Here is a 14,105-nt window from a genome sequence, read left to right on the forward strand (position 1 = left end):
ATTCCACCACTCCATTCCATAACTCTATAAAAACAAACCTTAAAGCTTATCCACCATGCTTTTTAGAAATTTCGCTGAAGTTTGAGCGCTTTTTTCTAAAAACGCATCAAAGCTCATGTTAGCTTCCTCATCAGCGTTATCGCTAATGCTCCTTAACACGCAGCATGGCACGCCAAATTTTTGGCACACAAACGCCACGCTCGCCCCCTCCATTTCCACCGCGCTCGCTTTAAACTCGCTAACTAAAAATTCTTTCCTCTCTTTGCTATGCACAAACTGATCGCCTGATGCGATGACGCCTTCTTTGAGCACGATATGTTGCTCATTAGCGACTTTTTTAGCTAAAGCGTTTAAACTTTCGCTCGTTTCAATAAAAATCGCGCTTTCGGGGATAAACCCTAAAGGGTGATCAAACGCGCTCAAATCCACATCATGCTGGACTAATTTTTGAGCCACTAACAAATCATTGATTTTTAAATCTTTAACCAAGCTTCCAGCCACCCCGCTAAAAAGCACCTTTTGAACGCCAAACGCTAAAATCATGCTCGTTGTGGTTAAAGTGGAATGCACCTTGCCAATCTTGCTATAAGCGACAATGATTTCTTTATCATTATAAACGCCTTTATGGAAAACATTCCCCCCTAAAGGGATCTCTTCAAAACCCGCGCCAAACAATTCTAAAATAGGGGTTATTTCTTCCCTCATCGCCCCTAAAATGCCAATTTTTTGCACCATTTTCTCCCAATCACACGTATTCTTCTAAAAACTCAATGGCTTCATCAAGCCCTTTATTATCCCCCACGCTTATGGTAGGCTTGTTGCTTAAGCGCTTGTTAAGCCCCTTTAACACGCTCCCACAGCCTAATTCAAAAAAGACATCCACTCGGTCGTTGTTAGATTTCACGCAGTCTTGATAACGCACCGGCTGAGTGAGTTGCAAGCTCAATAATTCAACGGCTTTGGCTTTGTTGTGATACGCTTCGTTAGTCGCGTTGGAGATGATTTCAAAATGGAATTTATCTTTCAGGCTTTTTTCTAGCAATTCCTGGAATTTAAAAATTATAGGCTCTAAAAAAGGGCAATGGCTCGCCACGCTCATTTCTAAAAAAACCACTCTTTTAGCCCCCATTTCCTTTAAAGTCGGCTCTAGGGCTTTCAAATCGTCTTTAATCCCGGCTAAAACCACTTGCATGCCGCCATTGAAATTCGCGCACCACACGTTTTTGGTTCTTTGACACAGACTTAAAAGGCTTTCTTCAGAAACGCCCAAAACGACCATCATGGATGCATCTTTATTCAGGCACGCTTCTTGCATCATTTTGCCTCTTTGGTGCGTGAGTTTAAGGGCTTTTTCAAAATCTAGCGCCCCGCTCAAAGACACCGCGCTCACTTCACCGAGCGAATGCCCCAAAGCAAAAACGGGTTTTAACCCCCCATTTGCTTGCTTGTTGAGTAATTGGTAAGCGATATAGCTCACTAAATAAATGGCAGGCTGGGTGTAAGCGCTCTCTTTTAAAAGCTCGTTTTCTTCAAAAAGCGTTTTTTTCATATCCACTTTAAGCGCGTTAGAAGCCCTTTCAAACAATTCTTTAGCTAGGGTGTGGCTCTCATAGAATGACTTTCCCATTCCTATACATTGCGAGCCTTGCCCTGGAAATAATAGCGCGTATTGCATGGTGTTATCCTTTAAGTTTTATTAATCCATAATTTGAGATTGTAATATAAAAGCCCTTAGTTTTGTTTAGAAACCATTAAAGTTTAAGGTTTATTTTAACTTATTTTTACTATAATTCTACTTTGTGAATGAGGACAGGTGGGTGAGTTGGCTGAAACCACATCCCTGCTAAGGATGCGTAGCCGTCAAGGTTACCGAGGGTTCGAATCCCTCCCTGTCCGCCAGCCTTTTTGCCTTTAAAAACTTTTTGTTTAGAATGTATTAACGAGACACCATAGTTTCTAAGCATTCCTTTTACGACACTCCTTTTACAGATTTTACAAATACAAATTTTAGGTTGGGTGAAGAGAGACACCCAGCCTAAACCCTATCAATCTGCTATGGTATTTTCAAACATTTTGAGTATAATCGTTTCTGCTCATAATCAATATGAAAAGGAAGAACATGACTTACATAAAATTAGGTAAAAAAGTTTTAGAACAAGCAGAGAGACCTTTGAGTGTTAAAGAAATTTGGGAGAGAGCTTGTGAAATGGGATTGGATAAAGAATGCAACGGTGGAAAAATACTTCCTCATAGTCTTGGAAGTCAGCTTGGTGAGCACGATATTTCTAAAGAGAAGAAGCATTTTATGTTGCACGCAAAGAGGGAGGAGCCTTTTTCTATTGGCTCAAATCTCGTGAAAGAGAATTTCCACCACAAGAAACCCCAGATTCCAAAGAAGAAGATGATGAACAGAGCGAGTGTTCAGACACAGCCGAAAAACAAAAAATCTCTCTTAAGGAAAAGGAAAAGGAAAGGGATTTGCACCCACTGCTTGTGAAATTTCTCTATGAAAATCCAGATTTCAATCTCCAATGCAAAACCATCTACCATGAAAAATGCAAAAAAGACAAAAAAGGCAAGGGTGAGTGGAATTATCCTGACATCGTGGGCGTGTATTTTCCTCAAAATGATCGCCATAAGAATTACAAGATAGAAACTTTGGAGTTTTTACAACATACCGGTCAAAATAGCTACAAGCTTTTTTCCTTTGAGCTTAAAAAAGGGCTTGGTTTTTCCAATCTAAAAGCGAGCTATTTCCAAGCGGTGAGCAATTCTAGTTGGGCTAATGAGGGGTATTTGGTGGTTTTTTGTATTGATGATGAGGTTTTAAATGAATTAAGGCGGCTCAACCAAAGCTTTGGTATAGGGGTTATCAAGCTAGAATCTGAGATTTCAAACTCCAAAATCTTGTTGCCAGCTAAAGAAAGGGAGATTGATATACCCACACTTAACATGCTTATAGAACAAAGTCCGAAAGATTTTGAGCCTTTTATGAAAAAGATTAACAAGCAAATTGAAAAAGGACTTGATACGACAGTGGATATGGGGGAGTTTTTTGATGAAGCGCTTGATGATGAAGCAATGCAAAAATACATTAAAGACAAGGGCATTAAAGCAGGAAAAAATGGGAGTGCTTTATCTTTCTTACCCCATTTTTAAAAGCGCAGACGAGCTCTTCACCCTTTATCAAGGGGATTGTAATGAGGTTTTGCCCCAATTTGAAAATGCTTTTGATTTGATTTTTGCCGATCCGCCTTATTTCCTTTCTAATGACGGCTTAAGCATACAGAGCGGTAAAATCGTGAGCGTCAATAAAGGCGATTGGGATAAAGAAAATGGGATTAACGATATTGATGAGTTTAATTACCAGTGGATCAACAACGCCAAAAAGGCTTTAAAAAACACAGGAAGCCTTTTAATCAGCGGGACTTACCACAACATCTTTTCTTTGGGGTGTGTTTTACAAAAATTGGATTTTAAGATTTTAAACCTCATCACCTGGCAAAAAACCAACCCTCCTCCCAATTTCAGCTGCCGTTATTTGACGCATTCCGCTGAGCAAATCATTTGGGCGAGAAAAAGCCGTAAACACAAGCATGTTTTTAACTATGAGGTTTTAAAAAAGATCAACAATGATAAACAAATGCGCGATGTGTGGAGCTTCCCAGCGATCGCTCCTTGGGAAAAAGCAAACGGCAAGCACCCCACTCAAAAACCTCTCGCTTTATTGGTGCGTTTGCTTTTAATGGCGAGCGATGACAATTCCCTCATTGGCGATCCTTTTAGCGGGAGCTCCACCACAGGCATTGCGGCTAATCTTTTGAAGAGGGAATTTATCGGCATAGAAAAGGAAAGCGAGTTTATCAAAATATCCATGAACAGAAAATTAGAATTAGATGCTCGCTATAAAGAAATCCGATCTAAAATCAAAGATTTAAACCACCAGTAAAGCCCCTTTTTTAAGCCGCTTTAAGCGTTATACTTTTCGGATTTCACCTCAAAATGGGATTCTATTTTCACCCATTCCTTACAAAGGATATTTTCATGCCCAAAAAGCCAGTGTTTAGGGCCAATAATGATTTTTTCTGGATTGTTTATCAAATAAGCCGCCCACCAACTATAAGTGCTGTTAGCGATAATGCCATGCTTGCAAGATTGCATGAGCAGCATATCCCAATACGCTTCTTCGTCTTTATCCCTAGTGGTCATGTCCATAAAAGGGTAGCCAAGATCAAGGTTTTGCGTGAATTTTAAGTCTTCGCAAAACACAAAAAGCTCCATGTTTGGCACGCGCTTTGCCATATACTCAACAGCCTTTTTTTGATAATCAATACCAAGCTGACAGCCAATCCCCACATAATCCCCTCTTCTTATATGCACAAACACGCTGTTTTTAGCGGCTAAAATCAAAGAAAGCTTGCGGTGGTATTCTTCCTCTTTTTTTTTATTATTTCCATTTTCGGGGGGGGGTATGGTGAAGGTTTGCTTGATTAAAGGGGATATAGCATCAAAATATCGTGGATCTTGAAAATAGCCATAAAAATAAGTCAAGCGGCTTGGCTTTAATAATTTAGGCTCGTATTCAAAAACGATTTCTTGGCTCACCCTATCAAAACCCATGCATTTGAGCGCCTCTCTTACTAGCTTGGGGAGGTGTTGCATTTTAGCTATAGCGATTTCTTTAGCGCTCGCATAGGGCAAATCAATAGGGAAAAGTTCTAATTGCATTTTCCTATTGCTCCAATCAAAAGAAGTAATATCCAATAGCACGGGCGTATTAAGGTGTTTTTGCAAACTTTTAGCGAAAGCGTATTGAAACATTTGATTCCCAAGCCCCCCACAAATTTGCACCACCTTAAAAGCCATTCAATCCCTTTGTTTTTCAAATAAAACGCCTATTTTAGCCAACTTTAAAGCCCTTTTTCAATAAAAACCTAAAAAGTGGGGTAACGCTTTCAAATCATTTGAATTTTTTATTGGAAAAAGACGCGTATGAGGGCTCTAGCAAGCGTTCTTGGTATTCTAAAAGAATCCTGTCTTCGCTATTGAGCGAGTAGGCTTCATCGTATTTGCGCTTGATGATGCCTTTTAAAATGGTGTGTTGGACCTGGTATTTGTCTTCTTTAAGCATTTCATCGACTAAAGCGTAAAGCTGAATGTCTTGAATGAGTAAATCTGAAATTTTAACGCTCTCTTTATCAAACAATTCTTCATTAGCGCAATATTCATTCACTAAAATAAGCACTCGGTCATACACATCAGACGCGATTTTAGCGTTTAGGGTTCTATAAATGTAATCTTTGATTTTTTTGAGCTGCTCTTCTAAATCTTCACTGGCCTTGCTCGCTAAGGCTAGAATGCTTAAAATTTGAACTAGAGTCATCATTTTATGGCTTAAAGAGCGGGTGCGCCATTTAATGAGAAGGCGCATGAAATAAGACATTTTGACAGAAAGGCTACAGGGGAGGGTGTTTTTCTTGGGTTTTGGCATGCTTATTTTCTTTTAAAAAAGGATTTTGTGGTTTAATTATATAACTTTAAAATTAAATCTGGGAGTAAAGAGATGGAAACATTCAAAAAAGGCGTAATCTTAGACGCTAAAAGCGTGGGGTTGAAAGCGTTAGAAGTTTTAAAAGAAGTGGCGGATTTTGATTTTTATGAGGTTACTTCGCCCAATCAAATCGTTGAACGATCAATTGAGGCTGAAATCATGGTATTGAATAAAGTCGTGATTACTCAAGAGGTTTTAAGCCAATTGCCCAAACTCAAACTCATTTGCATCACCGCTACAGGCACGGATAATGTGGATATAAAAAGCGCGAAAGCTTTAGGCATAGAAGTCAAAAACGTGAGCGCTTATTCTACCGAATCCGTAGCCCAGCACACTTTAGCGTGCGCGTTGTCTTTGTTAGGGAGGATCAATGATTACGATCGTTATTGTAAAAGCGGGGAATATAGTCAAAGCGATATTTTTACGCACATTAGCGGTATGAAAATGGGGCTTATTAAAGGGGGTCAATGGGGGGTTATTGGTTTAGGCACAATCGGTAAAAGAGTCGCCAAGCTCGCTCAAGCTTTCGGGGCAAAGGTGGTGTATTTTTCCCCTAAAGATAAAAAAGAAGAATATGAGCGCTTGAGTTTAGAGGAATTGCTTAAAACAAGCGGTATTATCAGCATTCATGCCCCATTAAATGAAAGCACGCGCGATTTAATCGCTCTCAAAGAATTGCAAAGCTTAAAAGAAGGGGCGATTTTAATCAATGTGGGGCGTGGGGGCATTGTGAATGAAAAGGATTTAGCTGAAATTTTAGAAACCAAAGATTTGTATTACGCGAGCGATGTGTTTGTGAAAGAGCCTTTTGAAAAAGACCATGCGTTTTTGAACCCAAAGATCCAAAATAAATTGCTTTTAACCCCCCATATCGCATGGGCGTATAGCGACAGCTTGAAAACCTTGATAGAAAAAACTAAAGAAAACATCCAGGATTTTTTAGCTTCTCAAAAATAAAAGTAGGATTTTATGGAGAGGTGGGTTTAATTGTTTGAGTTTTTTCTCTTTTGCCATAAAATCTAAAAAATGGAGTAGGGTTTATCGTTTTTAATGGTTATCAGACAATCCATTAAATTTAACCCATTAAGAAAAAAGCCTTTAGGTGGATTGACCCCCAAAGGCTTCTATTAAATGGGACGATCACATCTTAGAAATATCAATTTTAAAGGTGTGGATTTCATCTTCTAAAAAGACTTTAACCACCACCACGCCCGGGGTTTTAAGGTTTTTGGTATCCACCACCACGAACCCTCCCTTAGCCTTGTTTTCAACGTTAAGGGTGTTTTTCTTAAGGTAGTTGATCGCTAGGATTTTTAAAGCTTGGCGGCTTTCTTGCATGACTTCTTGCTCTTCCACATCATCCATCATCATCATGCCAAAGCCTGGCCCATACATGCCCATTCCCCCATACATCATGCCGTTATAAGCTAAAAAACTCCCTTGCCCGTAATAAAACATGGGCGGGGTGATCATATTGACATTATCAATAGGGGCGGTCGGCACGCTGATATTAAAGCTTTGTAAAATGCCTTCAAAATCAAAACTAGACTTCATCACTTGTCTCAGGCTTAAGACCGGTAAACTCGTTTGGTTGATAGACACCGAAATGGCTTTACGGCTAAACACCACAGGATTTCCCTCTATAACTTGCGCCGCTACATACAGCACTAAGGGGGATTCATTCAAACCTTTCAATTTGCTTTGAGCGATTTCTAGCTGGACTTTAGACTTGGCTTGCGTGGAGGTCATCACTTGAATCCCATTATTATAGGAAGTAACATGTTCAGGCGTGATCTTATAGCTTGCGCAACCACTTATCAGTAAGGCTATCGCTACTAAAATGATTTTTTTCATCAAAATCCCTTTCATTCAAAGTTTAATCTTCGTTTAGAATTTCCTTATTATAGTGTAGTTTGACTTAAAATTAAGATTTTATTAGGAATAAGGGCTTAAAAAAGATTTAATGTAGGCTTTCTAACCACAAAAGGATAGAAGATTTGATCTCATTGAGTTTTAAAACTTCTTGATGCTTGATGCCTCTTTCAAACAAATCATCAAGGCGTTGGCTATCCGGGGTATTGTAGCTGTTTTTAAGCGTTTCTAGGGCGGCTTTATCGTTATCGTTTTTCTTTTGCTCATTCAGGGCTAAAAGGGTGGTTCTAGGGAATTTTTCATAAGAAGCGGTGGCAGAAACAAGGGTTTTTTCGTTGGTTTTCAAGCTGGCGTTTAAAGCGGTGGCGGTGTGGGGGTCAATCAGGTATTGGTGCTCTGCATAAACTTCTTGGATCGTTTTCAAACAAGCTTCATCTGAGCAGCTCGCGCAAGAAAAATGCTCCTGTAAAAGGGCTAATTCTTTAGGCTTTAAGGCATAAAATTTCTCTTCTTCTAAAGCTTGCATCAATTCTAGCGTGCGTTCAAACCCAAAAAGGCTAAAAAGCACCCTCTCCACATTAGAGCTTTTTAAAATATCCATAGCTGGCGAGAAAGTTTGCTTTAAAGAGCGGTGGGTTAAATCGTAACGCCCTGTCTCTATAAACTCCCTTAAAACATCATTGCTGTTGGTTACAACCTTGATTTTAGCGATATTCAAGCCCATTTTTTTGGCATAAAACGCCCCCAAAGCGTTCCCAAAATTACCGCTGGGTATGGCTAGGGTGATTTTTTCTTTAGAATTGATCGCGCCTTTTTTATACAATTCTAAAAAGCCCCAAATATGATAGACGATTTGAAAAGCGATGCGCCCAAAATTCACGGAATTAGCCACGCTTAATTTCAATTGGTGCGTTTTTAGGGCTTCGTTAAAATCATCGTCTTTTAAAAGATTTTTGAGCGCGTTTTGCGCATCATCAAAATCCCCACTGATCCCAAAGACTTTTAAATTGCTAGCGCTTTGGGTTACCATTTGGAGTTTTTGCACTAAACTTGTGCCGTCTTTGGGGTATAAACACACCACAAAAACATTAGGCATGCCCGCCAGACTTTCTAAAGTCGCAGGGCCGGTATCGCCGCTGGTAGAAACGAGCATTAAATACTTTTCATTTTTTCCTACCGCTAGATTAGAAAACAAGCTCGCTAAAGGCTGTAATGCCATGTCTTTAAACGCCAAACTAGGCCCATGGTAGAGCTCTTGGACAAAAAGCCTTTCATTGAGCGCAAAAATAGGGGCTGGATTTTTAGGGTTATCAAAATTTTCATAGCGTTCTAAAGCGTCTGTCAATAAACCTTTAGGAATCTCTAATCCCAACCGCTCAAACACGCATTCCACTAGCTCGTTATAGCTCAGATTCAAACAATCTTGCCATTCTAGCGTTTCAAAATGCTCTAAAGTGTAAAGCCCGCCTTTTGGGGCGTTGGGGTTTAATATTGCTTCAATAAAATCAATCTTTTTTTCTTTCAAAGAGCGCGTGGGGACAAAAGGCATGATTTTTCCTTCTTAATACTTTGGATAATTTTAAGCCATAGCATACCCTAAAAGAACGAATGTAACCTTAAAATGGTTTTTAATGAGAATGATTGATCGTCTTTTTAATTTAGTTTAATTTTGGATTTATACTTATAAGACTATAATGCGGTTTAAAATTTTGCCGCAAATGGGCAAAAAATTTCATCATAGTATAGTAAGGTTGTGTTTTGTCTAAAGGTTTGAGTATCGGTAATAAAATCATATTGTGGGTGGCGTTGATTGTGATCGTGTGCGTGAGCATTTTAGGGGTGTCCTTAAACAGCAGGGTGAAAGAGATTTTAAAAGAAAACACCTTGCGTTCTATGCAAGATAGTTTGCATTTTAAGGTTAAGGAAGTGCAAGGGGTTTTGGAAAACACCTATACGAGCATGGGCATTGTCAAAGAAATGCTCCCTAAAGACACCAAAAGAGAAACCAAAATCAGCCTGTTAAAAAACTTCATTTTAGCCAATTCGCATGTCGCTGGGGTGAGCATGTTTTTTAAAAACAGAGAAGATTTAAGATTAACGCTTTTAAGGGATAACGATACGATTAAATTAATAGAAAATTCATCATTAGGGAATAGCCCTTTAGCGCAAAAAGCGATGAAAAATAAAGAAATTTCTAAAAGCTTGCCTTATTATAGGAAAATGCCTAATGGGGCGGAAGTTTATGGGGTGGATATTCTTTTACCTTTATTGAATGAGAACGCTCAAGAGGTTGTAGGGGCTTTGATGGTTTTTATTTCCATTGACAGCTTCAGTAATGAAATCAATAAAAACAGGAGCGATTTGTTTTTAATTGGCGTTAAAGGTAAAGTGCTTTTGAGCGCGAATAAGAGTTTGCAAGACAAATCTATCGCCGAAATTTATAAGAGCGTGCCTAAAGCCACTAATGAAGTGCTGGCTATTTTAGAAAACGGCTCTAAAGCGACTTTAGAATACTTAGATCCCTTTAGCCATAAGGAAAATTTTTTAGCCGTTGAAACCTTTAAAATGCTAGGCAAAACAGAAAGTAAAGACAATCTTAATTGGATGATCGCTTTGATCATTGAAAAAGACAAGGTTTATGAGCAAGTGGGATCGGTGCGTTTTGTGGTGGTTGTAGCGAGCGTTATCATGGTGTTAGCTTTAATCATAGCGATCACCCTTTTAATGCGAGCGATCGTGAGCAATCGTTTGGAAGTCGTTTCTAGCACCTTGTCTCATTTCTTTAAATTATTGAACAATCAAGCCCATTCTAACGACATTAAACTGATTGAAGCGCGATCTAATGACGAGTTAGGCCGCATGCAAACAGCGATCAATAAAAATATCTTGCAAACCCAAAAAATCATGCAAGAAGACAAGCAAGCCGTTCAAGACACCATTAAAGTGGTTTCAGACGTGAAAGCAGGGAATTTTGCGGTGCGCATCACGGTTGAGCCTGCAAGCCCTGATTTGAAAGAGTTGAGAGACGCGCTAAATGGGATCATGGATTATTTGCAAGAAAGCGTAGGGACTCACATGCCAAGCATTTTTAAAATCTTTGAAAGCTATTCTGGTTTGGATTTTAGAGGCCGGATCCAAAACGCTTCGGGTAGGGTGGAATTGGTTACTAACGCTTTAGGGCAAGAAATCCAAAAAATGCTAGAAACTTCATCTAATTTTGCCAAAGATTTAGCGAACGATAGCGCGAATTTAAGAGAATGCGTGCAAAATTTAGAAAAGGCTTCAAACTCCCAACACAAAAGCTTGATGGAAACTTCTAAAACGATAGAAAATATCACCACTTCCATTCAAGGCGTGAGCTCTCAAAGTGAAGCCATGATTGAACAAGGGCAAGACATTAAAAGCATTGTAGAAATCATTAGAGATATTGCCGATCAAACTAATCTTTTAGCCCTAAATGCTGCTATTGAAGCCGCAAGAGCCGGCGAGCATGGCAGAGGCTTTGCGGTGGTGGCTGATGAGGTGAGAAAGCTCGCTGAAAGGACGCAAAAATCGCTCAGCGAGATTGAAGCCAATATCAATATTTTGGTTCAAAGCATTTCAGACACGAGCGAGAGCATTAAAAACCAGGTTAAAGAAGTGGAAGAAATCAACGCTTCTATTGAAGCCTTAAGATCAGTTACTGAGGGCAATCTAAAAATCGCTAGCGATTCTTTAGAAATCAGTCAAGAAATTGACAAAGTTTCTAACGATATTTTAGAAGATGTGAATAAAAAGCAGTTTTAATGCTCATTCATATTTGCTGTTCGGTGGATAACCTCTATTTTTTAAAAAAGGCTAAAGAGGCTTTTGCGGGTGAAAAAATTGTAGGGTTTTTCTATAACCCCAATATCCACCCTTATAGCGAATACTTGTTGCGTTTAGAAGACGTGAAACGCACTTGCGAGATGCTAGAAATTGAATTGCTTGAAGGCGATTATGAATTAGAAAAATTTCTAAATAAAGCTAAGGGTAAGGAATTGTTAGGGGAAAAAAGCGAACGCTGTTTTGAGTGCTTTGACTTACGCTTAGAAGCGAGCGCTTTGAAAGCCTTTGAATTAGGGGAAGAAAGATTCACCACCACCTTACTCACAAGCCCTAAAAAAGACCCTAACCAGCTCATCGCTAAGGGGCAGAGCATCGCGCAAAGGCACAATTTGGAATTTGTTGTGTTTAGAAATGATAATTTTGAACATTTTAAGAGCGAGTTGGATTTAAATTTGCAAGCTTTGGCGAGAGAAAACGAGCTTTACAGGCAAAATTATTGCGGTTGCCAATTCGCTTTAAAAATCCAAAAAGAGTCCCAAAACAGAAGCCCCTTTGAGCTTTATTCGCCTTTAAAACGCCAGATTTTACCCGCAAGTATTGAAGAAAGGACGCAAGTTTTTAGAGGACTAGACGCAGCTAAAAAGGACGCTAATAAGCCTTTTTTAGCCCAAAAAACGATCGCAACTTACCGCTTATTAAATGGGGGCGTGTGGCTTTCTAAAAATTCAAACCCCTTGGATTGCTGCATTCTAGCGCGCTCTAAAAGTAAGGCTAAGGTTAGGATCAGCGATTTAAGGTGGGTTTTTTCTCAGCGTTTAAGCGCTCTAGTGGGTTATAGCCAAAGAGATGAAACCCTGTTTTTAACTTTAGAAGGCCTTAATACCCTTATGGCAAAAAACTACGATAATTTAAAAGAGTTAAACCTTAACCCCTTAAGTTATGAAGAAGAGTTATCCTTAAGGGCGTTAGTGAGCGGGAGCGAGAGTATTAACCCTATTATCGTGCTAGAAGAGCGTACAGAAAAAACCCTTTTTGTAGAAATTAAAAGCGTTTTTCAAGAAGAAAAGGTGTTTTATTTGCTCTAAGCTAATTTAATGGAGCGATAAATTCTTGTAATGAAAAATGATTAAAGTTGGTTTTAGTTATCCATACTTGATGGGAACAAAACCTAAAACAATATATCATTTTAAAATATAGCGTTGCGTGTAAGTGGGGGTTATAGTCAAAACATGCAAGTAATTTAAAGTCAATTTAAGATAATTAGGCACAATAGCCGCAAAAAGTTTAAGGCTGTATTTGAAAACTCTATTTAGTGTTTATCTCTTTTTATCGTTAAATCCACTCTTTTTAGAAGCTAAAGAAATCACTTGGTCTCAATTCTTAGAAAATTTTAAAAACAAGAATGAAGACGACAAACCTAAACCCCTAATTGTTGATAAAAACAATGAAAAACAGAAAATCCTAGACAAAAACCAGCAAATCTTAAAAAGGGCTTTAGAAAAAAGCCTTAAATTTTTCTTTATTTTTGGATACAACTATTCGCAAGCCGCTTATTCAGCCACTAATCAAAACCTGACTCTTATGGCTAATAGCATAGGGTTTAATACCGCTACAGGCTTGGAGCATTTTTTAAGAAACCACCCTAAAGTCGGTTTTAGAATCTTTAGCGTCTATAACTATTCCCATTCCGTTTCGCTCTCCCAGCCTCAAATCCTAATGGTGCAAAATTACGGGGGCGCGTTAGATTTTTCTTGGATTTTTGTGGATAAAAAAACCTATCGTTTTAGGAGTTATTTAGGAATCGCTTTAGAGCAAGGGGTGTTGTTAGTGGATACGATTAAAACCGGTGCCATCACAACCATCATTCCCAGAACCAAAAAAACCTTTTTCCAAGCCCCTTTGCGTTTTGGTTTTATCGTGGATTTTATTGGCTATTTGTCCTTGCAATTAGGGATTGAAATGCCTTTAGTGAGGAATGTTTCCTACATTTACAACAACCATCAAGAAAGATTCAAACCACGATTTAACGCTAATCTTTCTTTAATCGTTTCGTTTTAGTCCCCCTTTTCCCCTTTTAAATAAGCCCATGATTTTCCTGGGGTATTTCAAAAGCATGGAAAAAACATTCGCTTGAATGCCGTTTTCTTTACATGCTCTTATGTTTTCTTTATTCCTTAATAAAAGGCTTTTAAACCCTTTCGTGCTAGCCCCACCGGTGCGCATCACCACTAACACTTCTTTCAAATAAGAAAAGCTTATTTTTTGCACCACAAACAAGCGGATGATCATCTCAAAATCCGCTGAAATCTTATAATCGGTTTTGTATAGCCCATAGCGTTCATGAATGGCTTTTTTGACAAAGAGCGTGGGGTGGGCTGGCACCACGCCATAAAGCAAGGTTTTAGGGTTAAACTCCCCGCTTTCATAATAACGGACCACTTTTTCTAAACAATCCGGTTTGACAAACACCAGATCCGCATACACGCTATCGCAATTTTTGTTTTCAAACTCATGCACCACTTTTTCTATTACAAACTCATCTTTGTAAAAATCATCGCTGTTCAATAAAGCGATAATATCCCCACTAGAGCACCTTATGCCCTTATTCATAGCGTCATAAATGCCCTTATCTTTTTCACTCACCACGCAAGCGATTCTATCTCTATATTTTTGAATGATTTCTAAAGTGCTATCCGTGCTAGATCCGTCTATAATGATGTATTCAATGTTTTTATAAGTTTGATGAAGCACGGAAAGAATGGTGTCTTCAATGGTTTTTTCGCTATTAAAACACGCCGTGATCACAGAAACTTTTAACAATCCAACCCCTTTTTGATAAACTCCCCCCTGATTTTTAGAGTAAGAATATACAGAA

The 14,105-nt window shown here is 38.9% G+C and carries 12 protein-coding genes, 1 tRNA gene and 1 pseudogene; 7 read left to right on the forward strand and 7 right to left on the reverse strand.

Annotated features, from left to right (window positions below; all coding sequences use genetic code 11):
• Positions 1-39: 39 nt before the first annotated feature.
• Positions 40-735: a 5'-methylthioadenosine/adenosylhomocysteine nucleosidase gene (locus H7N69_RS01290; protein ID WP_187884512.1), complete on the reverse strand. Its 696-nt coding sequence runs from the start codon at positions 733-735 to the stop codon at positions 40-42.
• A gap of 10 nt (positions 736-745) precedes the next feature.
• Positions 746-1,675, reverse strand: coding sequence for an ACP S-malonyltransferase (fabD, locus tag H7N69_RS01295; RefSeq protein WP_187884514.1), 930 nt, complete (start codon positions 1,673-1,675; stop codon positions 746-748).
• Positions 1,676-1,807: 132 nt separating this feature from the next.
• Between fabD and H7N69_RS01300 the strand changes: the two genes are divergently transcribed.
• The 3 genes and pseudogenes from H7N69_RS01300 (at position 1,808) to H7N69_RS01310 (ending at position 3,949) form a co-directional block, all read left to right on the forward strand.
• Positions 1,808-1,899: transfer RNA gene (locus H7N69_RS01300), tRNA-Ser, on the forward strand.
• Positions 1,900-2,119: 220 nt separating this feature from the next.
• Positions 2,120-3,159: pseudogene (locus H7N69_RS01305) on the forward strand (HTH domain-containing protein).
• Positions 3,125-3,949, forward strand: a complete 825-nt coding sequence (locus tag H7N69_RS01310) for a DNA-methyltransferase (protein WP_187884516.1) — start codon at positions 3,125-3,127, stop codon at positions 3,947-3,949. Before H7N69_RS01305 ends, H7N69_RS01310 begins: the two are co-directional and overlap by 35 nt.
• Positions 3,950-3,969: 20 nt before the next feature.
• Here the strand turns inward: H7N69_RS01310 and H7N69_RS01315 are convergent, their stop codons facing one another.
• Entirely contained in the window at positions 3,970-4,866 is an 897-nt protein-coding gene (locus H7N69_RS01315; protein ID WP_187884518.1) for an alpha-1,2-fucosyltransferase, read from the reverse strand.
• Positions 4,867-4,960: 94 nt separating this feature from the next.
• Positions 4,961-5,491 carry a hypothetical protein gene (locus tag H7N69_RS01320; protein ID WP_001125836.1) on the reverse strand — a complete coding sequence of 177 codons (531 nt, stop codon included), beginning with the start codon at positions 5,489-5,491 and terminating at the stop codon, positions 4,961-4,963.
• Positions 5,492-5,563: 72 nt separating this feature from the next.
• Between H7N69_RS01320 and H7N69_RS01325 the strand changes: the two genes are divergently transcribed.
• Entirely contained in the window at positions 5,564-6,508 is a 945-nt protein-coding gene (locus tag H7N69_RS01325; RefSeq protein ID WP_187884520.1) for a D-2-hydroxyacid dehydrogenase, read from the forward strand.
• A gap of 183 nt (positions 6,509-6,691) precedes the next feature.
• On the opposite strand, the gene H7N69_RS01330 is transcribed toward H7N69_RS01325, so the two are convergent.
• Together H7N69_RS01330 and thrC are read right to left on the reverse strand one after the other, a co-directional pair.
• Entirely contained in the window at positions 6,692-7,405 is a 714-nt protein-coding gene (locus tag H7N69_RS01330; RefSeq protein ID WP_187884522.1) for a hypothetical protein, read from the reverse strand.
• Between the two features lie 106 nt (positions 7,406-7,511).
• Positions 7,512-8,972, reverse strand: a complete 1,461-nt coding sequence (gene thrC / locus H7N69_RS01335) for a threonine synthase (RefSeq protein WP_187884524.1) — start codon at positions 8,970-8,972, stop codon at positions 7,512-7,514.
• 209 nt (positions 8,973-9,181) lie between these two features.
• Here thrC and tlpA point away from each other — a divergent pair, with 209 nt between their 5' ends.
• The 3 genes from tlpA (at position 9,182) to H7N69_RS01350 (ending at position 13,288) form a co-directional block, all read left to right on the forward strand.
• Positions 9,182-11,209 (forward strand): methyl-accepting chemotaxis protein TlpA, encoded by a 2,028-nt coding sequence (gene tlpA / locus H7N69_RS01340; RefSeq protein ID WP_187884526.1) that lies wholly within the window; start codon positions 9,182-9,184, stop codon positions 11,207-11,209.
• Positions 11,209-12,315 carry an epoxyqueuosine reductase QueH gene (locus tag H7N69_RS01345; protein WP_187884528.1) on the forward strand — a complete coding sequence of 369 codons (1,107 nt, stop codon included), beginning with the start codon at positions 11,209-11,211 and terminating at the stop codon, positions 12,313-12,315. Before tlpA ends, H7N69_RS01345 begins: the two co-directional genes overlap by 1 nt.
• A 211-nt stretch (positions 12,316-12,526) precedes the next feature.
• Positions 12,527-13,288, forward strand: coding sequence for an outer membrane beta-barrel protein (locus tag H7N69_RS01350; protein ID WP_187884529.1), 762 nt, complete (start codon positions 12,527-12,529; stop codon positions 13,286-13,288).
• On the opposite strand, the gene H7N69_RS01355 is transcribed toward H7N69_RS01350, so the two are convergent.
• On the reverse strand, positions 13,271-14,050 hold the full coding sequence (locus H7N69_RS01355; RefSeq protein ID WP_187884532.1) for a glycosyltransferase family 2 protein: 780 nt from the start codon (positions 14,048-14,050) through the stop codon (positions 13,271-13,273). The genes H7N69_RS01350 and H7N69_RS01355 overlap by 18 nt on opposite strands.
• Positions 14,051-14,105 lie beyond the last annotated feature (55 nt).

The sequence above is a fragment of the Helicobacter pylori genome (assembly GCF_014497725.1).
Taxonomy (GTDB): domain Bacteria; phylum Campylobacterota; class Campylobacteria; order Campylobacterales; family Helicobacteraceae; genus Helicobacter; species Helicobacter pylori_DE.